Below are 21368 nucleotides of genomic sequence, written 5' to 3'. Positions count from 1 at the left end.
AGAAACGGCCAGTTCAAAATCTAACCAGAGTTTCTCCTGTCCGGGGGCTTCATAAAAGCTACGTCTTTTCCATTATTCATTCACATATGGAATGACTGAAAATTCTGCCCAGAGCTTGCGTCATACAGAAAACTGCGTAAAATCAGCGGGATAATGATAGGTGTCGCCTTGTCTAAAGGTCTGTTTGATAAAGGAGATGATGCCGAATAGAACGAAATTTACTCGCATTGGCCATATCTCCCCTTGCGATTTCAGAAGTTTCGAGTTGTTCACGGCATCATGAAAGCTCAGGATGAAGCGTGGATTTATCCCTCCCATTGACTGTTTGATCGCATTTGAAAGCGCCGCCCGACATGGCAGCTTCACGCGCGCAGCAGAAGAATTGTTCCTGACTCAGGGCGCGGTCAGCAAACAGGTGCGCCTGCTGGAAGGACGTTTGGGCGTGGAACTCTTCAAGCGAATTCGCCAGCGCATCGTTCTGACGGATGCCGGACGCATCTACCTGCACGACATCCGTGGCACGCTGGAAAAGATGACCAGCGCGACCCGTCAGGTGATGTCGTTCGCAGGCAGTGAGGATGTGCTCAACGTCGCGGTTCTGCCAACGTTCGGCACACGCTGGCTGGCCCGCCGTCTGCCCCGCTTCCATGAGCGCTACCCGGAAGCCAGCTTCAACCTCTCAGTCAGACTGCGCCCCTTTGATTTCTCGGTAGAGCCCTTCGATGGCGCGATCCACTACGGCGAACCTGTCTGGGCTGGTGCTATCGCTGAGCCGCTGTTTCAAGAGGAAGTCATTCCGGTCGCCTCCAGAGTTTTCCGCGATCGGCACAGTCTGCATAAGCCGGAAGATCTGGTGGATGTCATGCGTCTGCATCAGTCAACACGCCCAGATGCATGGCAAAAGTGGTTCTCGCTGGCAGGCGTAGAAACAGATGGAGCTTTCCAAGGCCCTCGCTTCGACCAGTTCACCATGATCTCGCAGGCCGCAGCCTCAGGCCTCGGCGTCGCGTTGGTACCAAAATTCTTTATCGAAGAAGAACTCGCAGCAGGCACACTGGTTCGCCTTTTCGACACCAGCCTCAAACTCTCCTCAGCCTACCACTTCGTCTATCCGGAAAACCGCACCCTGCGCCCCGTCGTAAACTCCTTTAAATCCTGGCTTCAGGAAGAAGCCCACGAACAACAGGTAGACCGCGAGACATTACTGCCGCAGTAGTGTGAAGTCCTCTAGGCTAAGAGATGAGGTATCTAGCGCCGGGCCCGCTTACCCCAGCTCATAACTCGCAAAGCTGTAAATCTTGTGTAGGGGTAGGTTGGGGTCCTGGCCTTTGTACATTCTGGCAGTTGCGAACACGGGTGATAGCTCGTAGCGCTCTGCCAATTCCACCGCGAATTCATTGGGTAAAGGCAGGTCTATGCTGACCATTTGCCCTCTTGCGCTACCCGCCAGAGCACGGAACAGCAGATCAGCGGTTTCCGGCGTTTCAGCCGCCAGTGGACCAATACGATATCCATCCCGCGCTGCTCGAATAACGCCATACCCTCGAATGATCCCGTCTTCCACCACACAAACTCCGCGACGGATTGGGTTCATTGGCTCAAGCCAGCGCTCCAGAAAGGCCGTGCGATCCGCTGGGAAGTAGTTGCGGTCATACTCGATAATACTCGGCAAGATGCCCTTCCCGATGATGGAAATGCGCGGATCGATCGGCATTGTTGCGGTGGACGGGCCGGAATAGCGCATATTCTGATGAACGAGCTTGAAGCCAGACTTCGTATAAGCGGGCTGTTCCGCCACTACGCCGTCAAGGCCGATGGTGCGCCCTTCGAGCCGTCGCAATGCTGCATTCCATATTACGCCACCAAATCCTTGACCACGAAAGTGCGGGTGGCAAATAAAAAAGCCAAGGAAACCGTAGGCCTCGCCGTACTTGACTGCAGACACCATCGAAATCAGCTGATTGTTCAGGTAGCAACCAAGATAACCTCCGGGATCTGCCGCATAGTAGGAAGGAGCGTCGTCCTCACCCGGGTTCCACCCCTCTTGGGCAGCCCAATCCAGCATGGTCAGAATGCCATCCTCGTCTTCTACGCGAATTTCAGTGTCTAACGGAGCCATTGCGAGCCTCTTTCATCAACTCGGCACAGTTGAACGGTAACAGACATTGAGAAGGTAGCGTAGCGCATTATGGTTAAAGAGGAAATGAAGGGATCCGATTTAAATCAATTAAGCGAAACCCGCTGCCTAATGGAACTTTTTGAGGAAAAGAAACGGTGCGTGATAAAATGCAGATCGAGCCCCGGATTATTCCGATAATCTGCCGCACATATCGCAGAAATGGGTAGGAGACAGCGCGATGAAAGTTCATGGTAAAGCATATCGTTCCATTTGGCCGTTGGAGGCCGGGAAAACGGTCGGGATCATCGACCAGACACACCTCCCCCATCGTTTTGTTGAGGTCGAGCTGCGCAATCTGGAAGGCGCGGCAGTTTCCATCAAAGACATGTGGGTACGTGGAGCCCCACTGATCGGCGCAACCGCTGCCTTTGGCGTGGCACTGGAGATGGCGCGGGACCCAAGCGATGCGGCTCTGAGTAATGCATGGGAAGTGCTTCACGCCACTCGCCCCACCGCGATTAACCTGCGCTGGGCGTTGAATGATATGCAAAGCCTGCTCTCAAAGCTGCCACTTGAGCAAAGAGCAGAGGCAGCTTGGAAACGAGCGATCGAGATTTCTGATGAAGACGTAAAGTGCAACGAATCCATCGGCAAACACGGCCTCCAGATCATTGAGGAGATTGCCACACGCAAGAACCCAGGCGAGACCATCAACATCCTGACCCATTGTAACGCAGGCTGGCTGGCAACGGTCGACTGGGGAACAGCCACCGCACCCATCTATCAGGCGCATAACAAAGGCCTCAACGTCCACGTCTGGGTGGATGAAACCCGCCCGCGCAATCAGGGGGCTGGCCTGACCGCTTGGGAGCTGGGCGAGCACGGCGTGCCGCATACCCTTCTTGTCGATAATGCTGGCGGCCATCTTATGCAGCACGGCATGGTGGATCTGTGCATCGTTGGGACGGACAGAACCACAGCTCACGGAGATGTCTGCAACAAGATCGGCACCTACCTCAAAGCGCTCGCTGCACATGACAACGGCGTTCCGTTTTACGTGGCGCTGCCCTCCTCCACCATCGACTGGACCGTCGCCGATGGCTTGAAGGAAATTCCGATTGAGGAGCGAAGCGGCGAGGAAGTTGCGTGGATCTCCGGCGAAACCACCGAAGGTCAAGTTGAAAAAGTCCGCATTTGCCCACCGGACACACCACTTTCCAACTTTGCCTTTGATGTGACCCCCTCAAAATATGTTAGTGCTCTGATTACCGAACGTGGAGCCTGCCCGGCGAGCAAAGAAGGGCTTGCTGCACTGTTCCCGGAGAAGGCAGCAACCGCTGCCTGACGGGACTACGACAAACGGATACCTTGCCGCTGAGCGGGCGCTCTTCAATGTTAGGGCAGCAATTCAGACTGATTTTATTGGGAGGGACAGATGTCCTACGAGAATATTCTGGTTGAGACACGGGGCAAGGTTGGCCTGATTACGCTAAACCGGCCAAAAGTACTAAATGCGCTGAACAGCGACCTGATCGCTGAGCTTGATGAAGCGCTGAATGTCTTTGATCGCGACCCTGAAGTTGGCGCAACAGTTATCACCGGCTCAGAAAAGGCCTTTGCAGCGGGCGCTGACATCAAAGTGATGGCCGAGTATGACTATCCGCAGACCTATCTGATGGACTTCATCACCAGCTGGGACCAAATCGCACAAAAGCGTAAGCCGATCATCGCAGCCGTCGCAGGCTTTGCGCTGGGCGGTGGGTGTGAGCTGGCAATGATGTGCGATTTCATTCTAGCAGCCGAATCCGCGCAATTTGGTCAACCAGAGATCAAGCTGGGCGTCATGCCGGGTGCAGGCGGTACACAGAGATTAACAAGGTTTGTTGGCAAGTCGAAAGCAATGGAAATGTGCTTGACAGGCCGCATGATGGATGCCGCTGAAGCAGAACGCTCTGGATTGGTCTCCCGCGTTGTGGCTAACGACGATCTGGTTGCAGAAGCAATCAAAGCTGCTGAAAAGATTGCAAGTTTCTCTACCCCAATCGTTATGATGACTAAGGAGAGTGTAAACCGTTCTTACGAAGTAACCCTTGCAGAAGGCATTCGTTTTGAGCGTCGCTTGTTCCATTCAATGTTTGCAACCAGTGATCAAAAAGAAGGTATGAAGGCCTTCATAGAAAAGAGAAAACCAGAATTCGAAGACGGATAAGCCGTTTTTGGGCGCGTCTATACCTTTTTTCATTGACGAGGCTAAGACTCCCAACTATAAGCGCTCCACAACCGGTGGCGGATCTTGTTCGTCACTGAATTCGTTTGACCGGGGCGGCTCTGGGCGGCCTCGTTCGCGATTTGAAAACAGTTCTTACTGACAGATCAGGACAGAGCCCATGGCCAACACTCCTTCGGCCAAGAAGGCGGCACGTAAAATTGCTCGCCAGACGGCCACTAATAAGGCTCGCCGTAGCCGCGTACGTACCTACGTGCGTAAAGTGGAAGAAGCAATTGTCGCGGGTGACCAGACAGCTGCTAACGAAGCATTCAAAGTTGCACAGCCTGAAATCATGCGTGCATCTAACAAAGGCGTTATCCATGCGAACACTGCGTCTCGCAAGGTATCCCGTCTGAATGCTCGCATTAAGGCACTCGGCGCCTAATCCAAGTTTCTTGGACTAAAAGAGCCCGGTCGTATGGCCGGGCTTTTTTATTAGCTGGATAACGTTACCCAGAGATAAAACTGGGGCATTTTCGCAGCGAATAGCCTGTGGAATAGTCTCGTAGCCTGTCAGAGAAAAACCTTAAATAACAGCAGGTTAGATCTAGGTTAATTTTGTCGCGGCTTAAACGAGCAGATTCTTGGTGAGTCAAGAGATTGCCGGATAATTTTTTTTTATTCGCGTCCTGAGCCCACCATGAACCAAGTGCATGTTAAGAAAGTTGTTGAGTTCACTGCTTTTTGCCGAACTTAACCGTTGACGACATATGGGCTTGACCCGGCGTCACAGAAAGGGCATTTGCGGTTTGCAAACTTTCCGCTATTGCGGGACCAAAATCGGCTGTGTATGGTCAAGAAGAAGTCGGGTTACTTCCCGATCCCAGCATACAAGTTAGAAGAATCAATCCAGGGTTGGCCAAGAATGGTCGGATGGCGTCAAGTCTAAGAGTTGCAATCTATAGTAGTTGCAGCTTGGACTACTAGAAATGTTGCGTCATTTTGATGCTGTTTCTGCTTTCTCTCTTTGATTTTTCTTGAAATTCGAATTTGAGTCTATTTATAGTGACCCTCGCGCTTGGGTGATTTAACGGAATGTGTCTAGGTTGGTAATGGAAGTATCAATGCATGAGTCCTATGCGGGTGATCGAAACGTAACGGAAGTGTTCGAGAACCTGAAAGCTGACAGTTCTGCAACTCTTGTAGATGTGAGAACAAATGCCGAGTGGACCTTTGTTGGCATACCTGATCTTTCCATGTTGGGTAAGGAAGTCGTCCTTGCTGAATGGCAGGGCTTCCCGTCCAATGGTCCTCACGAGGGCTTTGCAACTCAACTTTCTGACGCTTTGACGCAAAAAGGACTTGACCAAAACGCTGTAATCTTCTTTTTGTGCCGCTCTGGAGCACGAAGCAAGGCAGCAGCAATTGCGATGACAGCCCTTGGCTATAAGAACTGCTACAACGTGGCAGATGGCTTTGAAGGCGGTCATGATGCTGACGGTCATCGGGGATCGGTTTCTGGATGGAAGGCGCAAGGTCTTCCGTGGAGCCAAGGATAGCTCCCAGGAAATATTAGAATTCAACAACGGTGTGTGGGCGCCACACCGATGTGATGTTTTTGTCTAATGACAACGAAATCAACAAACGCCTGGTTCAACAAAGCTCAAAATGAGCACAATAGATTTGAAGGTTGGGTATCTGTGGCGGAATACCCAACGGCTGCAAGGAGGCGAGCATGCACGTTCAGGAAGCTCCAGGGCCGGAGCAATGGGATCGCGTTAAGAAACGTTTACGTGCGGAACTGGGTGAAGATGTATTCACCAGCTGGTTTGCACGCGTAGACATGGAAGGGCATACTAACGGCACCGTTCGTTTGTCTGTTCCAACGCGGTTTTTGAAGCAATGGATCCAATCCCACTATTCAGAGCGTCTGATGGGACTTTGGAAAAATGAATGTGATGACATTCATAAAATCGAACTCACCGTACGCGGTGCTGTTCGTCCTCGTCCGGCTGCGGCTAAACCAGCTGCACGTCCCGCAATGGGCGGCAAGTCGGCTGATATGCGCCCAATTCAGGTAAATGATCCGGTTGGTTTGCGCGCCGCATCCCCAATGCCCGCAATGATGGGTGGCCGGGGCGGGCGGTCTGACCTTTCCTCAAAAGACGTACTCGAAGGGGCTTCCCTCGATCCAAAATACGTTTTTGACAGTTTCGTTGAAGGTGAATCCAACGTTTTGGCGCTTGCTGCCGCAAAGCAGGTTGCCGGTGGTGGCAGCGTAACCTTCAATCCGCTCTATCTCCACGCATCTGTGGGTCTTGGTAAAACCCACCTGATGCAGGCGATTGCAAACCAGGCCCGTATGGCTGGTCGCCGCGTTCTCTACCTCACTGCAGAACACTTCATGTACCGCTTTGTTGCTGCGCTTCAGGCACAGTCTGCAATGTCCTTCAAGGAAACTCTGCGTTCTATCGATCTTCTTTTGATCGACGACATGCAGTTCCTGCACGGCAAGCAGGTACAGCAAGAGTTCTGTCACACACTAAATGCATTGATTGATGGTGCTCGTCAGGTTGTTGTCGCAGCTGACCGCGCTCCGGCTGAATTGGAAAGTCTGGATGATCGCGTTCGCTCCCGCCTGGCAGGTGGCCTGGTCGTAAATATCTCCGAACCGGACTTCCAGCTGCGCCGTGCAATCATCGAAGACCGTATGCGCGCCCAGCAGCGCTCATACCCGAACTTCACCGTGCCGGACGCTGTTCTGGATTACGTTGCACGCAACGTAACCTCTTCAGGCCGTGACCTTGAAGGTGCTCTGAACCGTCTCGTCGCACACAACCAGCTGACAAATTCTCCGGTCACTCTGGAAATGGCTGAAATCACTCTTCGTGATCTCATCCGCGCAGCTGAGCCTCGCCGCGTTAAGATCGAAGACATCCAGCGCGTCGTTTCCAAGCATTACAACGTCACAAAAGCGGATCTGCTTTCTGCGCGCCGTACCCGTACAATCGTGCGTCCGCGTCAGATCGCAATGTACCTCGCCAAGATGATGACCCCGCGGTCTCTACCAGAGATCGGCCGTCGCTTCGGCAACCGCGACCACACAACAGTGCTGCATGCAGTTCGTAAAATCGAAGAGCTCTCCAAAGCCGATAATGGTCTTGCGCAGGAGCTGGAGCTGCTGAAACGCATGCTGGACGCCTAAGCGCATTCTGTCTGATTGCTTTCAATCAGATGACGAGAATTCGCTTAGAACAAGAATTAGAGTGTGACGCGTGAACGGAAATGAACGCAACGTGCTCAAATTAGTGTCCGCACATAGGAGCATATAGGCTCCTTACAGGATTTTGGTGATTATTGGGGCGCTGCTTGCAGCGCCCCTCTTGCATTTTGAGAGCGAAAAGTGCAGTTTGTACGACCCCGCCGGAGGTCAAACTCCGTGTGATGGGGCGGTGCGGACGGAGGTACCTCTGCACCAGCACTGGGCATTTTGATTAGTAATTCGCGGAGTGCGCTGCACCGGCACGTCACTCCGCCCAGAAGAATGGACGTTTCGCATGAAAGTGACACTTGAGCGGACCGAGCTTTTGAAGTCTCTGACCCACGTACACCGTGTGGTCGAACGGCGGAACACCATTCCGATCCTCTCCAACGTCATGCTGCAGGCTGAAGGTGGTAACCTCAACCTCAAGGCAACTGACCTGGATCTTGAAGTCGTGGAAAGCATCGCAGCCATGGTGGAAACACCAGGCGCAACCACCGTTCCAGCCCATATGATCTATGAGATCGTGCGTAAGCTGCCTGATGGCTCACAGGTTGTTCTGGAAACCTCCGGCGATGACAGCACCATGGAGATCCGCGCCGGACGCTCCCGTTTCGCGCTGCAGATCCTGCCAGTCACCGACTTCCCGGACCTGACAGCAGGTGAGTTCACCCACAGCTTCACCATGACTGCTGGGGGCATCCGCAAACTGATCGACAGCACACAGTTCGCGATCTCCACGGAAGAAACCCGCTACTACCTCAACGGGATCTACATGCATTCTCTGGATGCGGGGAACGGCCTGCGTTTCCGCGCGGTTGCAACCGATGGACACCGCCTCGCTCAGGCTGAGCTCGAGGCGCCGGAAGGCTCCGACGGAATGCCGGGTATCATCGTCCCGCGTAAAACCGTTGGCGAAATACAGAAGTTGTTGGATGATCCGGAAGCTGAGATCAAGGTTGAGATCTCCGAGACCAAAATCCGCTTCACGATTGGCGATATAATTCTCACATCCAAGCTGATCGATGGCACTTTCCCGGATTATGAGCGTGTCATTCCAAAAGGAAATGACAAGGAGCTGCGCGTTGACCGCGATGCCTTCAAAGAGGCCGTAGACCGCGTCTCCACCATCGCATCCGACCGTGGTCGTGCAGTTAAGATGGCCCTGAGCGAAGGTAAGATCGTTCTGACCGTCACCAACCCGGATTCCGGCAGTGCGACAGAAGAAGTGGCCGTTGAATACGATAACGAAGAATTCGAGATCGGCTTTAACTCCAAGTATCTGCTGGATATCGCGGCACAGCTGGAAGCCGACACCGCGCTCTTTACGCTCGCAGATTCCGGTTCTCCGACTCTGGTCCGCGATGAAGGAAGCGACGAAGCGATCTACGTTTTGATGCCAATGCGCGTTTAAAAGTTCTGCCCTCGGCCACCAAAGCCGGGGGCATTTTTCTTGGTACATATTCCCGAAAAACCGCTACTGGTTTTTGGGTGAGAATATGATCAAAACTCAAACAACCTGAGAGAGCCTGAATGTCGGATCCAGTGCCTGTGGCGCTTACTCGCCTCGCGCTAACGGATTTTCGAAACTACAGCGCAGCCAGCGTTGAGTTGAACAGCCGAATGATCGCTTTCGTCGGTGACAACGGTGCAGGCAAAACCAATATTCTGGAAGCAATCTCCTTTCTCTCCGCTGGTCGCGGCCTTCGCCGTGCAACCCTTGGTGATGTGGCGCGTACCGATAGTTCGGGTGGTTGGGCCGTTAGTGCAATGCTGGAGGGCGAGTTTGGCGAAACCCGCATCGGCACCGGCCTGACCGCAGGAGAACCGGGCCGCCGCGTCCGTATCGATGGCGAAGAGGCGCGCTCCTCTGAGGCTCTGCTGGAATACCTCCGTGTTTTGTGGCTTGTTCCCTCTATGGATGGCCTGTTCACGGGCTCAGCTTCGGATCGTCGTAAATTTCTTGACCGTCTGGTTCTCTCCCTCAACCCGTCTCACGGCAGAATGGTTGCCAGCTTTGAAAAAGCCTTGCGCCAGAGAAATCGCTTGCTTTCTGAAGGCGGAACGCCAGAATTTCTTGATGCGATTGAAGCGCAGGTTGCCGAGTTAGGTACCGCTGTTGCTCTGGCCCGCAGTGAAACAGTGAGCCTGCTGGCGAAAACTCTGGAAGCCCAGAAAGCACTCGGCCTCCCCTTCCCGACCGCGGAAATTCACCTGCAAGGCGCGTTCGAAACTGCAACCATCGGCCTCAGCGCATCTGATCGGGAAGATTGTTACCGCGACCTGTTGGTGGAAGGCCGTTTCCGAGACCGTGCAGCAGGCCGCACTCTGGACGGTCCGCACCGCTCAGATCTCTATGTGGTTCACAGCGAAAAACAAATGCCAGCCGCCCAAGCCTCAACCGGAGAGCAAAAGGCCCTGCTGATCGGCTTGGTTCTGGCCCATGCGGATCTGACCTCCTCCATTTCCGGCATGACGCCCATTCTGCTACTGGATGAAGTGGCTGCCCATCTCGACCCGGGCCGCCGCGAAGCGCTCTTTACCCGCCTGGAGGTACTAGGCGGTCAGGTCTTTATGACAGGTACCGACAAAAACCTCTTCAAAGACTTGCCAAGTGCCGCGCAGATTTTTGATGTTGCAGAGGGTGCAATTAAGTCCAGTTAAGCTGTTTCGTTGAGCTCGTCTGAAGGCAACACACTTTTATCTCGCTTGTCAGCGCATAAGCTATGTGATTACTCTGGGTTTCTGCTCTCAGAAGGCGCATATGGCCTTTCCGGGCGAGGGCAATCAATCTGCTTCACACCACCTATTTTTAAAAGCAATGTGATTTCATGGACTTGCAAATTCTTCTCATTTTCGGGGTAACTCTATTTGTTGTTGCCATTACACCGGGCCCGGCTATTACAGCGTTGGTTTCCCGTACACTCGGGTTTGGGCTGCAAGGTACATTTGCATTTGTCTCTGGCATGTTGATTGGCAGCATGTGCCTGTTTCTTTTGGCAATCCTCGGTCTGGCGAAGCTGGCAAGTACCTATGTACTGGCCTTTTCTATCGTTAAATATGCAGGTGCAGCCTATCTGCTCTATCTGGCATGGAAACTCTGGCACGCCAGCAATTTACAGACACCGCAAGTGGATGCGCAAATCGCGGCAACATCGCAGAAAACCACGAGAAACAGCGCAAAAACGCTGCTCTCCGGTATGCTGATTACGCTGTCAAATCCAAAGGGGCTGCTGTTTTATGCTGCATTGATGCCAAGCGTGGTGCCTATGGAAACCGTTACGGCCATTGGCTTGGTGGAGCTTATGTTTGTTACGCTCAGCGTATTGTCACTGGTCTTTGCAATCTATATTGGAGTGAGCTTACGGGCACGAAGCCTCCTGACTTCAGAAAAAGCTGTTACTCGATTGAACAAGAGCGCGAGCTTTGCAATGTTTGGCGCCGCTGCTGCAATCGTCGCGCGATAATAAGGGCATTTAGATGGAATTGACTGTTCTTTTAATTTTTGCGGGAACCCTGTTTGCTGCCGCGATCACTCCTGGGCCGGGTGTTGCTGCTTTGCTGGCTCGTATCTTCGGCCACGGCATGCGCGGCACACCTATGTTTGTCATCGGTATGGTTTTCGGAGATCTGTTCTGGTTTACGCTGGCCATTTTGGGGTTGGCGGCCATCGCAACCAGCTATGCAATGGTGTTTGTAGCACTCAAGTGGGTTGGCGCGGCCTATCTGCTTTACGTGGCATGGGGCATGTGGAACTCCAAAGGCTTCAACCCGGCACAATCCGATGATGTTGCTGTAAAGCCATCTTCGCGCACGGCTGCGCTGCTTGCTGGTCTGTCCATGAACCTGTCCAACCCGAAAGTCGTGATCTTCTACATGGCACTGATGCCAAACATCGTGCCCATGGAAAAGATCAACATGCTTGCGTATTGGGAGCTGGTCGCGACAATGGCTGGTGTGCTGTTTGTTGTCTTCGGCATCTATGCCTATCTGGCCGCTTCAGCAAAGAAACTGATTTCATCGCAAAAAGCGTTTCAGCGTCTGAATAAGGGCTCCAGCATGGTCATGGTTGGCGTAGCTGCAACCATGGTCACCCGCTAGCACGGCGCTTTTGTTTGATGTTTGCGAAAACAAGCGGCATGGTATCCTGAAGATCCTCTTCTCCAGCAAAGAACCGCTGTAACTTATGGATGTAACCAGCCTCGCCCTGTTTGCTGGCACGCTTTTCACGCTTGCTGTCATTCCCGGTCCTGCTGTTTTTGCAATCATTGCCCGCGCCATGAGCTTTGGCAGCAGCGGGGCCTTGCTGTTCTGCTTTGGCCTGCTTAGTGGTGATCTGCTCTGGTTTTCCGTGGCTGCTTTGGGGCTTGCAGCGTTCGCCAGCAGTTTTTCCGGAGCGCTTCTGGCGTTGCAGTGGCTTGGTGCGGCTTATCTCACCTATATCGCCTATGGGATCTGGAAGAGCGCGGAGGTAACGCCCTCTGGTTTTAGGGGCAACCAAATACCACCACAATCTTCTGCCAAAACATCCCTGTTTGCTGGGCTCTTGTTCAACCTGTCGAACCCCAAAGCGATCATGTTCTACCTCGCGCTGATGCCCAATCTCGTTAGCGTCGAGGAAATGAGCCTGATAGGCTTTGTCGAACTTGCCACGGTGCTGTCAGCGGTGTTGTTGACCATAAACAGCGCCTACTCATTTCTGGCGGTGAAATTTCGGAGTTTGTTGACTTCGCAGAAGACAACGCATCTGGTAAATCGATTGGCATGTCTTGGACTTCTTTGCGTCGCCCTGTTAATGATCGTGCGCTAACCAGACTGCCAAAAAAACAGGACCGGTTTTGGGAAAACTCCAGACGCAAAAATGGAAACTGGAGGAACCAGCAGTAAGCGCAATTCCGGGGGATGGACGCAAAGGAAATTTTCCCCCTGTAAAAAACGCGTTTATGCAATATTTCCCTTGGTTTACGAGCGGTTAAACTCTCAGATTGCTTGAACCATTTGCCCAACCAATTATAACATGAACCCTAATGAAACCCGTTGTGTGAAGTGATTCGAATGAGCGAAACGTCGACCCCTGAAAATGGCGGACCTGAGCAGGAAAATGGCACAGGTGAGTACGGTGCAGATTCCATTAAAGTCCTGAAGGGTCTGGATGCTGTACGTAAGCGTCCTGGCATGTATATCGGTGACACTGATGATGGATCCGGCCTGCATCATATGGTCTATGAGGTTGTCGACAACTCCATTGATGAAGCGCTGGCCGGTCATGCCGATTATGTAACCGTGACGCTGAATGCCGATGGCTCTGTCACGGTGACCGATAATGGACGCGGAATCCCGGTAGATATTCACTCAGAAGAGGGAATTTCTGCCGCCGAAGTTATTATGACCCAGCTGCACGCTGGTGGTAAGTTTGACAGCAACTCCTACAAGGTATCCGGCGGCCTGCACGGTGTGGGCGTTTCTGTGGTAAACGCGCTGTCGACTACTCTGGACCTGCGCATCTTCCGCCATGATAAAGAGCACTTTATCCGCTTCCATCATGGCGAGTCCGCTGCGCCGCTGGAAGTTGTTGGTGATGCGCCGGGTAAATCTGGTACGGAAGTGACCTTTACCCCGTCTCCTGAGACATTCACCAAGATTGAGTTTGACTACGACACCCTTGAGCATCGCCTGCGCGAGCTGGCATTCCTCAACTCGGGTGCCCGTATCATCCTGACCGACGACCGTGGTGTCGAGCCTCGTGTTGAAGAGCTTTACTACGAAGGTGGTTTGGAAGCATTCGTCCGCTATCTGGACCGTGCCAAGCACCCGCTCATCGAAGAGCCGGTGACAATGATGGCCGAAAAAGACGGTATCACCGTCGAAGTGGCCATGTGGTGGAACTCCAGCTACCACGAAAACGTACTGTGCTTCACAAACAACATCCCGCAACGCGATGGTGGTACGCACCTTGCCGGTTTCCGTGCCGCGCTGACACGCCAACTGACTGGCTATGCGGATACCTCAGGCCTGCTGAAGCGTGAGAAGGTCAACCCAACCGGCGAAGACTGCCGCGAAGGTTTGTCCTGCGTGCTCTCTGTGAAAGTGCCGGATCCAAAGTTCTCTTCCCAGACCAAAGACAAGCTGGTTTCTTCAGAAGTCCGTCCAGTAGTTGAAAACCTAGTTGGTGAAGCGCTCTCCACGTGGTTGGAAGAGAACCCTGCTCCTGCAAAGACCATCGTATCCAAAGTGGTTGAAGCGGCAAGCGCCCGTGAAGCTGCGCGTAAAGCACGTGAGCTCACCCGCCGCAAAGGCGCGCTGGATATCGCCTCCCTGCCTGGTAAGCTTGCCGATTGTCAGGAGCGCGACGCTTCTAAAGCCGAACTCTTCATAGTGGAGGGTGATTCCGCGGGTGGCTCTGCCAAACAGGGCCGTGACAGATCAAATCAGGCCGTGCTGCCGTTGAAGGGTAAGATCCTGAACGTAGAACGCGCACGTTTTGATAAGATGATCTCCTCGCAGGAAATCGGCACGCTGATTACTGCGCTGGGAACAGGCATCGGCAACGAAGAGTTCAACGTCGAAAAGCTGCGCTACCACAAAATCATCATCATGACCGATGCTGACGTCGATGGTGCGCACATTCGTACGCTGTTGTTGACCTTCCTGTTCCGCCAAATGCCGGATCTGATTGAGAATGGCTATGTCTATATCGCACAGCCTCCGCTGTACAAGGTAACGCGCGGCAAGTCCGAGCAGTACCTTAAAGATGAGGCCGCTTTTGAAGAGTATCTGATCGGCAGCGGTCTGGATGAAACGTCACTCCAACTCGCAAACGGCGAAGTGCGTATGGGCGAAGACCTGCGCGCCGTTGTTGAAGAAGCGCGTGAGGTCTCTGACATTCTCAATAGCCTGCATTCCCGCTACGACAAAGCAGCTGTAGAACAGGCCGCAATTGCTGGTGCATTGAACGCAGACAACCTGCATAATCACGAAAAAGCGCAGGAAGCTGCCGCTTACATTGCCCGTCGTCTGGATATTTTGGCCGATGAGTTTGAGCGCGGGTGGCAAGGCGAGGCAACGGAAGAAGGTGATCTCATCTTCAGCCGGATTGTGCGCGGTGTGAAGGAAGTCACCACAATTGATGCGGCCCTGCTGGGTTCTGCGGATGCCCGCCGTCTCGACAGCTATTTCAAGCATCTCGACGAGATCTATCACAAGGCTGCATCTCTAGTGCGCAAAGACAAATCTGTCGAAATTCGTGGCCCGCAAGCACTTCTGGAAGCCGTCTACGCACAAGGCCGCCGTGGCATTTCCATGCAGCGCTATAAGGGGCTGGGCGAGATGAACCCGGAGCAGCTTTGGGAAACCACTCTGGACCCGAATGTACGCTCTCTGCTGCAGGTGAAGATCAAGGAAGCGGATGCTGCTGACGATATCTTCACTAAGCTGATGGGGGATGAAGTTGAGCCACGCCGCGACTTCATTCAGACCAATGCACTGGCTGTTGCAAACCTCGACGTTTAAGCAACGTACGCTAGTTACAGGCAACAAAAAAATCAAAAGCCGGTTTGCTTCTGCACTCCGGCTTTTTTCATGCTCTGCATAGATTGATTTCTGAGTGTCTATACGTCGAGGTTTTCGAAGCTGTGCTTGGATACCCAGCGATCAAACAGAAAACTTACATGGGTACGTGCTGCCTCTGCAGCTTCGTCGGGTGCGCCATTGCAGTGGGTTTCTATAATCTTGATGTGCTTTTCGTAAATCTCAACACCATTGAGCGGGGGTTTCATGTGAGATAGCGTTACACGGTGCATATGAAGCGCGCATCTTTCCAGAATAGGCTCTAGTCCTCGCAAGTTCGCTTGTCTGAATAATGTGGCGTGAAAAAGCCGGTCATAAGCGCTACATAAGAATACTTCGTTGCTATCTGCCGCCTGACACATGGCATCCAGAATGTCAAAAAGCCGGTTACGTGTTTCCTCGGAAATGTTGGAGGCGATCATGCGTCCTGCTTGTTCTTCCAGCTGCATACGGATCTTGACGATCTCAATTGCTTCCGGTCGGCTAATACCCGCAACGCGGGTACCCTTATACTCATGTCTCACCACCAGGCCGGATTGTTGTAGTTTCAGCAGTGCCTCACGCACAGTTCCCTGAGCGCAATGGCAGGCATCAGCCACGGTCTGCTCGGCAATTGCTTCGCCAGGCATGAGCGCACCGACGATGATCTGTTCTTCCAGATAATGATAGACAGCATCACTCTTACGATTACTCGCAGATGACCAAGGAGAAATCCCAAAACGAGAGATGAGGGAACGGTCCGAGATCGTGTGCAGCATGACAAAAGCGCTTTTTTTTGGATGAGAACGAATCTAAGCGTTCATGAAAGCAGATCGCTCCGGATATCTCATCAAAGGAATACGTAAGCACGTATAGCGTGTAAACTGTGTGATGTGCAATTGGAAAATATTTTGCCTTCGGGGAAGGGCGAAATATTGCGCTATTTGTAAAATTCCTAATTCTTTCAAGCGTAAATATGGATATAGCGAGATGTTAATTTCAACTTATTGATGCTTACATCTTATTCCGCTCAGTGGAACTAACTGGTTTGATTGCCAGAAAAAAATATGTTGCCAGCTAACTTTTCCACAGTTGAAGGAGCACAGTGAGGCGACATATGCTCCTTCGTGACCTTGTCCAACAATCAGGATTCTGGTTTGAGCATAACAGTTCCTGAGGCGTAAGCATAAATCTTACCGTCCTCATCGACGATTTCGCCAGCTGCAATTCCGGTTTGGCGCGTCATGCTGATTACGCGAGCTTCCGCGTAGACAACTTGACCTCCCCTAATAGGACGTATGAACTTGACGTTGAGTTCCGATGTTCCGCGGAAATTGAATAGATCCTTGAGCTTGGTTTGCGCAGCGAGCGAGATCACAGAGTCCAGCGCCGTTGCCGCATACCCACCGTGAACACCGCCATCTGGATTGAGGTGGTCCTTGGTTGGTTCGCATCTAAAGCGAGCAAGACCGTCCTCGATGCAAATAAGGTCCACGTTCATGGTCTTGGCCATAGCTGGCCGAGTGCCCGATTTCTGCATAGCTTTCAGGATATCAAGGCCTGACATCGTTTTTACGTCCATTTCTTCAATCCGTCCTATTGAAAATCTTTGAGATAAAGCCGTAGTCCCGCAAATATCTCTCAAGTTTTGGCTGGGATTACGCGCTGAAACTAGAATTCAAATCAGTTTGCTGGCTTGGCTAAAGCCTGCTCAGTAGTATCTTGAGATCGTCCCTCTCCTGATCACTCAGCTCAGCCAGAAATTTGGCATTGGCGTCTTCCGTCAAACTGTCGAGAACATCCGCAATTTTTCGCCCTCGCTTTGTGAGGAAAATCCTTTGCGCGCGCCGGTCTTCCAGGCTCGTCCTGCGCTCCAGACATCCAGCAGGACACAACCGATCCAGTACGCCAGTGAGCGTCGCATTATCAAGTTCAGCAGCCTTGCCCAACCGGGAAGTTGTGCAGCCATCCTGAACAGCAAGCGCTTGCAAAACAATGGATTGCACCGGGGTCAGCCCCAGAGCATCCAATTGCTTCTTATAAAACCGTGCACCACGTCTGGAGCTTCTGGAAAGCAGATAAAAAATGCAATCCTTCAACTGCATGAAAGACACTCCAAATATTTCGCGTACAAATAGTTTGCACACAAAATAAAGGAGGGCAATTGATACTTTGGAGGGGGAGAAGGAAGCTACAGCAAGGTGTAGCTTCCAAACAGAGAGGCCCTACGCGACTTCGCGGGTCTCGGTCAAAATGACATTAAAGCCTTCAAACTGCGGGCCGCCCAGATAGAAGTTCTTACGGGTTCCTGCACCTTTGTGAGCGGAGGCAAAGGCCTCGGATTTGGTCCAGTCCTGAAATCTCTCGTAGGATTCCCAAAGGGTGTGAGAGGCATAGAGAGTGTGGTCTTCCGCGCTCTCGCCTTTGAGCATCCGGAACTCAATGTAGCCGGGAACAGAGCTCAGATGCCGCTCGCGATTCTTCCAGACGGTTTCAAATTCTTCTTCTTTGCCGCGAACTACGCGGAAACGGTTCATTGCGATATACACGCTGGAACTCCTTAGCCAATTGGTACTAAAGCCTCTCCTGTCAAAAGCTCGGCAGAGTTACGGGTCCTCAGAACGACCCTCAACCACATGCCATGACAGGAAGGATAGGATATGACGAGGCTGGCTGGCTTTTCAAAGCGCTTGGCTGGCAAGATGTCTCAACAACGAGTCTATTGAGGCCGTTGTTCAGCGTATCTAGAAAATATGAGTTTGATAGTCAAGAATTATTTCGTGTAGGTGCCTCCTCCGCGCTCATATCAAATTTTGCGGTTGACCGAATCTTTAAACATGAGTATTGGACTCATGTTATTTTAATAGATAGCGCTTTACTTGACGGGTCAATCTGGGAAGCCATCAGCCACTCATACCCGAAGGAACAAAAAAACCTTCTCTCATATGGGTGCAACAATGGGTCTCCTAACCAAAGTCTTCAATTCATTTTCCATACTACTGCCTTATGCTGGCGCCGCACTGCTGAGCGTCTTCCTCGGAATGCTCATTGGTCAGGCACAAGCTGAAACTATGCAGCAAGACCAACGCATTATCTCCATTGGCTCTTCGCTGACTGAAATTGTCTACGCCTTGAATGCACAGGACAAGCTCGTCGCGGTTGATACAACCAGCCTCTATCCGGAGGAAGCAACACAGCTTCCCAATGTGGGTTACATGAGAGCCCTCAGCGCAGAAGGTGTCCTGGCATCCAATCCCGACCACATCCTGATGATGGAAGGCGCTGGACCGACCACTGCGGTGGATGTGCTTAAGGCAGCCTCCATCAAACTGACGGAAGTTAGCGAGGCATATTCCCCGCAGGGCATTCTCAGAAAGATCGAGGTCGTCGGCAACGCGCTCCATCTGCCCGCACAAACACAAGCGCTGAAAGCTAAAGTCAAAGCTGATCTAGACGAGGCTATTGCCTATGCGCAGGAACAGTCCAATCCCCTCAAAGTTGTCTTTGTCATCTCGGAGGGAGGCGGAAAACCCCTTGTCGCTGGTCGTGAAACAGGGGCTCATGCCGTTATCGAACTGGCTGGCGCAACCAATGTGTTTGCTAACCTGCGCGGCTATAAACCAATCTCCAAAGAAGCACTGATCGCCGCTGCACCAGAAGTGGTGATGATGATGTCTCGCTCGGGCTCAAGCCGCCAATCTGATATATTGAAGCAACCCGGTTTCAGCCTCACACCCGCTGGTCTCAACGGAAACCTCATCGTTATGGCCGGTGCTTATCTACTCGGTTTTGGCCCGCGCACAGCACAAGCCATTCGCGACCTGAGCGACCATTTCGCGGAAATCGCCACAAAAACCCCGCCAAAGTCCTGAGGTGACTATGAGTGAAATGACACTGTCAGAGGCATTTAAAGCACCCCTCCCCAGCACACGAACAACCAGAGAAGCCTGCCAGCAGTACGCCATGTGCGCGCTGACGGTACTGCTCCTGGCTGTGTGTGTGCTATCGCTTGCTGTTGGTCCAACGGAGGTCTCCCTCGAACATATCTGGGGCGCTGTCGAATATTGGGTTTTAGGTGAAGAAGCGGCGCTCACGCTTCGAGATAAAGTCGTGCTAATGGATATCCGCCTGCCAAGAACACTGCTGGGATGTCTGGTCGGCGCCTCCCTCGCCACCTGCGGAGCCATGATGCAGGGGCTGTTCCGAAACCCGCTCGCAGATCCGGGGCTGGTCGGTGTCTCCTCGGGGGCCGCTCTGGCAGCTGTCTGCGTGATCACCCTGTCATCTGCCCTGCCCGCTTGGATTTTGGACGGATACTCCGTCTACCTTTTGCCATGGGGGGCTTTCATCGGCGGCGCTGCAACAACGGCTCTCCTCTATAAGGTCGCAACCCGCAGTGGCCAGACCTCCATCGCAACCATGTTGCTGGCAGGCATTGCGCTTGGCGCACTTGCAGGCGCTGTAACCGGGTTTCTCGTATTTGGCAGCACAGATGAAGAACTCCGAGACCTGACGTTCTGGGGTATGGGCGGTCTAGGAAGTTCCACCTGGCCACGCGTGTGGTCCACACTCCCGTTCACCCTGGCGGTCCTTGTTGCTCTGCCATTTATAGCAAAGGGCCTGAATGCACTCTTACTTGGTGAAGCGGAAGCTTTTCATCTGGGCTTCAACACACAGCACCTCAAGCGCCTGATCATTATTCTGGTTGCAGGCGGAACCGGAGCCTCCGTTGCTGCAGCTGGTGCAATCGGTTTTGTTGGGATCGTCGTACCCCATGTCCTGAGGCTGATCATCGGCCCGGATCACCGCTTCCTTCTCCCGTCCTGCGCGCTGCTGGGAGCATCTCTTCTCGTGGCAGCTGATGTTGTCGCCAGAACCGTTGTGGCACCTGCAGAGCTCCCCATTGGCATCATCACCGCAGTCATCGGTGCGCCGGTGTTCCTGTCCATCCTGCTTGCGCGCAACAATCAGGTCCAGGTGTGAGGAAATCAGATGCTTGAGGCAATCAATCTCTCAGTCCGCGTCGGTACTAAGACGCTTCTCCAAAATGTCTTCTTCCGCAGTTGTCCGGGAGAGGTGACGGTGATCATCGGCCCCAACGGAGCTGGCAAGTCCACGCTCCTCAAATGCCTGACAGGTGACCAGCAACCGTCAGCGGGTGTAGTGATGTTGGACGGTACCCCGTTGCCGTCCCTCCCACCTATTGAACTTGCAACCCGCAGAGCAGTCCTTCCCCAAAGCTCCCAGCTGTCTTTTCCGTTCTCGGTCGAGGAAGTCGTCATGCTGGGCCTGATCTCCGGCAGCCACGGCCTCAACGCGTATGAACTGCGCCCCCGTGTGCTTGAAGCGCTGGAACGTGTGGGCCTCGGCTCTTACATACACAGAGACTATCAGGAGCTCTCAGGCGGCGAAAAACAGCGCGTCCATCTGGCCAGAGTGCTCTGTCAGGTGTGGGAACCACGGCAGAAGGGCCGTGCCAACTACCTCTTTCTGGATGAGCCAACTGCAAGTCTGGACCTGAAGCATCAAATTGATGTGCTTGAGATGGGTCGACACTACGCAAATGCTGGTGGTGGAGTGGTCGCAGTGCTGCACGACATCGATCTGGCCTGTGTTTATGCCGATAAGATCTTTGTCTTAGACCACGGCAATCTGCTCGCTCACGGTACACCGCAGGATATCATCACAACAGAGCTGCTCTGCTCGGTGTATCACCTTGATGAACGTACGCTCAAAAACAAATGGGGCCATCTAGCAAAAGACCAGAACCTTGGTAGGTTCTGGTCAGACCGTCGCACGTCTCAAGATAGTTGAAACAAGCTGGAATTTAGAGGCAGACAAGCGATCACTTCGGTGCGTGTCGACCCAGCAAGAGGCCAGCGATGCTGTCGTTGGCCCGATAGCTCTCGACAATCAGATACGGAAAGCTAAAGAGCCCACCACCTACGACGCTTAGAACACCAAAGATCACGCCCTTTAGATTAACACCCTCACGCCAGCACACCCAAGTGGCGAGCAGTAAGAGGTGGAAGATAAAGTCAGTGTTGAACTGGGCGCGCCATGCGTGACCAAGAAGGTCCTGAACTGCAACAGCTGGCCAGTTCGGGCCAAGCACCATAACGGCATGTACGGTCAGATAAATGATCCAAATCCAAGCAGCCAGAAGAAGAAGACGAAAGACCTTCATATGCGCAATCCCATAACCTAGAACCTGATAAGATAAAGTACTTAGG

The 21368-nt window shown here is 52.9% G+C and carries 21 protein-coding genes; 15 read left to right on the top strand and 6 right to left on the bottom strand.

Annotation, left to right across the window (positions count from 1 at the left end; translation table 11 throughout):
- Positions 1-292: 292 nt before the first annotated feature.
- A complete protein-coding gene (locus tag IE076_RS06775; protein WP_189436006.1) occupies positions 293-1216 on the top strand; it encodes a LysR substrate-binding domain-containing protein in 924 nt (307 codons plus the stop codon).
- Between the two features lie 48 nt (positions 1217-1264).
- On the opposite strand, the gene IE076_RS06770 is transcribed toward IE076_RS06775, so the two are convergent.
- Positions 1265-2119 (bottom strand): GNAT family N-acetyltransferase, encoded by an 855-nt coding sequence (locus IE076_RS06770; RefSeq protein ID WP_189436005.1) that lies wholly within the window; start codon positions 2117-2119, stop codon positions 1265-1267.
- A 238-nt stretch (positions 2120-2357) separates the two neighbouring features.
- Between IE076_RS06770 and mtnA the strand changes: the two genes are divergently transcribed.
- From mtnA to gyrB, 11 genes are all read left to right on the top strand, one after another.
- Entirely contained in the window at positions 2358-3464 is a 1107-nt protein-coding gene (gene mtnA / locus IE076_RS06765; RefSeq protein ID WP_189436004.1) for an S-methyl-5-thioribose-1-phosphate isomerase, read from the top strand.
- Positions 3465-3554: 90 nt separating this feature from the next.
- A complete protein-coding gene (locus IE076_RS06760) occupies positions 3555-4328 on the top strand; it encodes an enoyl-CoA hydratase (RefSeq protein ID WP_189436003.1) in 774 nt (257 codons plus the stop codon).
- Between the two features lie 178 nt (positions 4329-4506).
- Positions 4507-4773: a 30S ribosomal protein S20 gene (rpsT, locus tag IE076_RS06755; RefSeq protein ID WP_189436002.1), complete on the top strand. Its 267-nt coding sequence runs from the start codon at positions 4507-4509 to the stop codon at positions 4771-4773.
- A 679-nt stretch (positions 4774-5452) separates the two neighbouring features.
- Positions 5453-5887 (top strand): rhodanese-like domain-containing protein, encoded by a 435-nt coding sequence (locus IE076_RS06750; RefSeq protein WP_189436001.1) that lies wholly within the window; start codon positions 5453-5455, stop codon positions 5885-5887.
- A 176-nt stretch (positions 5888-6063) separates the two neighbouring features.
- Positions 6064-7533, top strand: a complete 1470-nt coding sequence (gene dnaA, locus IE076_RS06745) for a chromosomal replication initiator protein DnaA (RefSeq protein WP_189436000.1) — start codon at positions 6064-6066, stop codon at positions 7531-7533.
- A gap of 352 nt (positions 7534-7885) precedes the next feature.
- Positions 7886-9004, top strand: a complete 1119-nt coding sequence (dnaN, locus tag IE076_RS06740) for a DNA polymerase III subunit beta (protein WP_189435999.1) — start codon at positions 7886-7888, stop codon at positions 9002-9004.
- 119 nt (positions 9005-9123) lie between these two features.
- Complete coding sequence (gene recF, locus IE076_RS06735; RefSeq protein WP_189435998.1) at positions 9124-10254, top strand: DNA replication/repair protein RecF; 1131 nt, start codon at positions 9124-9126, stop codon at positions 10252-10254.
- A 167-nt stretch (positions 10255-10421) separates the two neighbouring features.
- Positions 10422-11057 carry a LysE family translocator gene (locus IE076_RS06730; protein ID WP_189435997.1) on the top strand — a complete coding sequence of 212 codons (636 nt, stop codon included), beginning with the start codon at positions 10422-10424 and terminating at the stop codon, positions 11055-11057.
- Between the two features lie 13 nt (positions 11058-11070).
- A complete protein-coding gene (locus tag IE076_RS06725) occupies positions 11071-11691 on the top strand; it encodes a LysE family translocator (RefSeq protein WP_189435996.1) in 621 nt (206 codons plus the stop codon).
- Between the two features lie 85 nt (positions 11692-11776).
- On the top strand, positions 11777-12400 hold the full coding sequence (locus IE076_RS06720; RefSeq protein WP_189435995.1) for a LysE family translocator: 624 nt from the start codon (positions 11777-11779) through the stop codon (positions 12398-12400).
- Between the two features lie 245 nt (positions 12401-12645).
- Entirely contained in the window at positions 12646-15099 is a 2454-nt protein-coding gene (gene gyrB / locus IE076_RS06715; RefSeq protein WP_189435994.1) for a DNA topoisomerase (ATP-hydrolyzing) subunit B, read from the top strand.
- Positions 15100-15197: 98 nt separating this feature from the next.
- Here the strand turns inward: gyrB and IE076_RS06710 are convergent, their stop codons facing one another.
- The 4 genes from IE076_RS06710 to hmuQ all read right to left on the bottom strand — a co-directional run bounded on the left by IE076_RS06710 (position 15198) and on the right by hmuQ (position 17684).
- Positions 15198-15914, bottom strand: a complete 717-nt coding sequence (locus tag IE076_RS06710; RefSeq protein ID WP_189435993.1) for a GntR family transcriptional regulator — start codon at positions 15912-15914, stop codon at positions 15198-15200.
- Positions 15915-16279: 365 nt separating this feature from the next.
- Positions 16280-16717, bottom strand: coding sequence for a PaaI family thioesterase (locus IE076_RS06705; RefSeq protein ID WP_189435992.1), 438 nt, complete (start codon positions 16715-16717; stop codon positions 16280-16282).
- 118 nt (positions 16718-16835) lie between these two features.
- Positions 16836-17240, bottom strand: a complete 405-nt coding sequence (locus IE076_RS06700; protein ID WP_189435991.1) for a MarR family winged helix-turn-helix transcriptional regulator — start codon at positions 17238-17240, stop codon at positions 16836-16838.
- Positions 17241-17360: 120 nt separating this feature from the next.
- Positions 17361-17684, bottom strand: a complete 324-nt coding sequence (gene hmuQ, locus IE076_RS06695; protein WP_189435990.1) for a heme-degrading protein HmuQ — start codon at positions 17682-17684, stop codon at positions 17361-17363.
- 408 nt (positions 17685-18092) lie between these two features.
- Between hmuQ and IE076_RS06690 the strand changes: the two genes are divergently transcribed.
- The 3 genes from IE076_RS06690 to IE076_RS06680 are packed head-to-tail and all read left to right on the top strand — an operon-like array spanning position 18093 to position 20949.
- Positions 18093-19007, top strand: coding sequence for a heme/hemin ABC transporter substrate-binding protein (locus IE076_RS06690; protein ID WP_189435989.1), 915 nt, complete (start codon positions 18093-18095; stop codon positions 19005-19007).
- Between the two features lie 7 nt (positions 19008-19014).
- Positions 19015-20118 (top strand): FecCD family ABC transporter permease, encoded by a 1104-nt coding sequence (locus tag IE076_RS06685; protein WP_189435988.1) that lies wholly within the window; start codon positions 19015-19017, stop codon positions 20116-20118.
- A 9-nt stretch (positions 20119-20127) separates the two neighbouring features.
- On the top strand, positions 20128-20949 hold the full coding sequence (locus tag IE076_RS06680) for a heme ABC transporter ATP-binding protein (protein WP_189435987.1): 822 nt from the start codon (positions 20128-20130) through the stop codon (positions 20947-20949).
- 31 nt (positions 20950-20980) lie between these two features.
- On the opposite strand, the gene IE076_RS06675 is transcribed toward IE076_RS06680, so the two are convergent.
- Complete coding sequence (locus IE076_RS06675; RefSeq protein ID WP_189435986.1) at positions 20981-21322, bottom strand: hypothetical protein; 342 nt, start codon at positions 21320-21322, stop codon at positions 20981-20983.
- Between the last annotated feature and the right edge of the window lie 46 nt (positions 21323-21368).

The organism is Pseudovibrio japonicus (genome assembly GCF_014651595.1).
In the GTDB taxonomy this organism is placed as follows: domain Bacteria; phylum Pseudomonadota; class Alphaproteobacteria; order Rhizobiales; family Stappiaceae; genus Pseudovibrio; species Pseudovibrio japonicus.
The sequence above is the reverse complement of the archived record's forward strand: the minus strand, read 5'-3'. Positions and strand labels throughout refer to the sequence as shown.

What these genes read in the sequence shown, in the direction of transcription:
- IE076_RS06770 (WP_189436005.1), bottom strand. Translation starts at nt 2,119, where the DNA reads ATGGCTCCGTTAGACACTGAAATTCGCGTAGAAGACGAGGATGGCATT.
- IE076_RS06705 (WP_189435992.1), bottom strand. Translation starts at nt 16,717, where the DNA reads ATGGACGTAAAAACGATGTCAGGCCTTGATATCCTGAAAGCTATGCAG.
- IE076_RS06690 (WP_189435989.1), top strand. Translation starts at nt 18,093, where the DNA reads ATGGGTCTCCTAACCAAAGTCTTCAATTCATTTTCCATACTACTGCCT.
- rpsT (WP_189436002.1), top strand. Translation starts at nt 4,507, where the DNA reads ATGGCCAACACTCCTTCGGCCAAGAAGGCGGCACGTAAAATTGCTCGC.
- IE076_RS06675 (WP_189435986.1), bottom strand. Translation starts at nt 21,322, where the DNA reads ATGAAGGTCTTTCGTCTTCTTCTTCTGGCTGCTTGGATTTGGATCATT.
- IE076_RS06730 (WP_189435997.1), top strand. Translation starts at nt 10,422, where the DNA reads ATGGACTTGCAAATTCTTCTCATTTTCGGGGTAACTCTATTTGTTGTT.
- IE076_RS06775 (WP_189436006.1), top strand. Translation starts at nt 293, where the DNA reads ATGAAGCGTGGATTTATCCCTCCCATTGACTGTTTGATCGCATTTGAA.
- IE076_RS06700 (WP_189435991.1), bottom strand. Translation starts at nt 17,240, where the DNA reads ATGCAGTTGAAGGATTGCATTTTTTATCTGCTTTCCAGAAGCTCCAGA.
- recF (WP_189435998.1), top strand. Translation starts at nt 9,124, where the DNA reads ATGTCGGATCCAGTGCCTGTGGCGCTTACTCGCCTCGCGCTAACGGAT.
- IE076_RS06725 (WP_189435996.1), top strand. Translation starts at nt 11,071, where the DNA reads ATGGAATTGACTGTTCTTTTAATTTTTGCGGGAACCCTGTTTGCTGCC.
- dnaA (WP_189436000.1), top strand. Translation starts at nt 6,064, where the DNA reads ATGCACGTTCAGGAAGCTCCAGGGCCGGAGCAATGGGATCGCGTTAAG.
- IE076_RS06750 (WP_189436001.1), top strand. Translation starts at nt 5,453, where the DNA reads ATGCATGAGTCCTATGCGGGTGATCGAAACGTAACGGAAGTGTTCGAG.
- IE076_RS06685 (WP_189435988.1), top strand. Translation starts at nt 19,015, where the DNA reads ATGAGTGAAATGACACTGTCAGAGGCATTTAAAGCACCCCTCCCCAGC.
- IE076_RS06760 (WP_189436003.1), top strand. Translation starts at nt 3,555, where the DNA reads ATGTCCTACGAGAATATTCTGGTTGAGACACGGGGCAAGGTTGGCCTG.
- IE076_RS06720 (WP_189435995.1), top strand. Translation starts at nt 11,777, where the DNA reads ATGGATGTAACCAGCCTCGCCCTGTTTGCTGGCACGCTTTTCACGCTT.
- dnaN (WP_189435999.1), top strand. Translation starts at nt 7,886, where the DNA reads ATGAAAGTGACACTTGAGCGGACCGAGCTTTTGAAGTCTCTGACCCAC.
- gyrB (WP_189435994.1), top strand. Translation starts at nt 12,646, where the DNA reads ATGAGCGAAACGTCGACCCCTGAAAATGGCGGACCTGAGCAGGAAAAT.
- mtnA (WP_189436004.1), top strand. Translation starts at nt 2,358, where the DNA reads ATGAAAGTTCATGGTAAAGCATATCGTTCCATTTGGCCGTTGGAGGCC.
- IE076_RS06680 (WP_189435987.1), top strand. Translation starts at nt 20,128, where the DNA reads ATGCTTGAGGCAATCAATCTCTCAGTCCGCGTCGGTACTAAGACGCTT.
- IE076_RS06710 (WP_189435993.1), bottom strand. Translation starts at nt 15,914, where the DNA reads ATGCTGCACACGATCTCGGACCGTTCCCTCATCTCTCGTTTTGGGATT.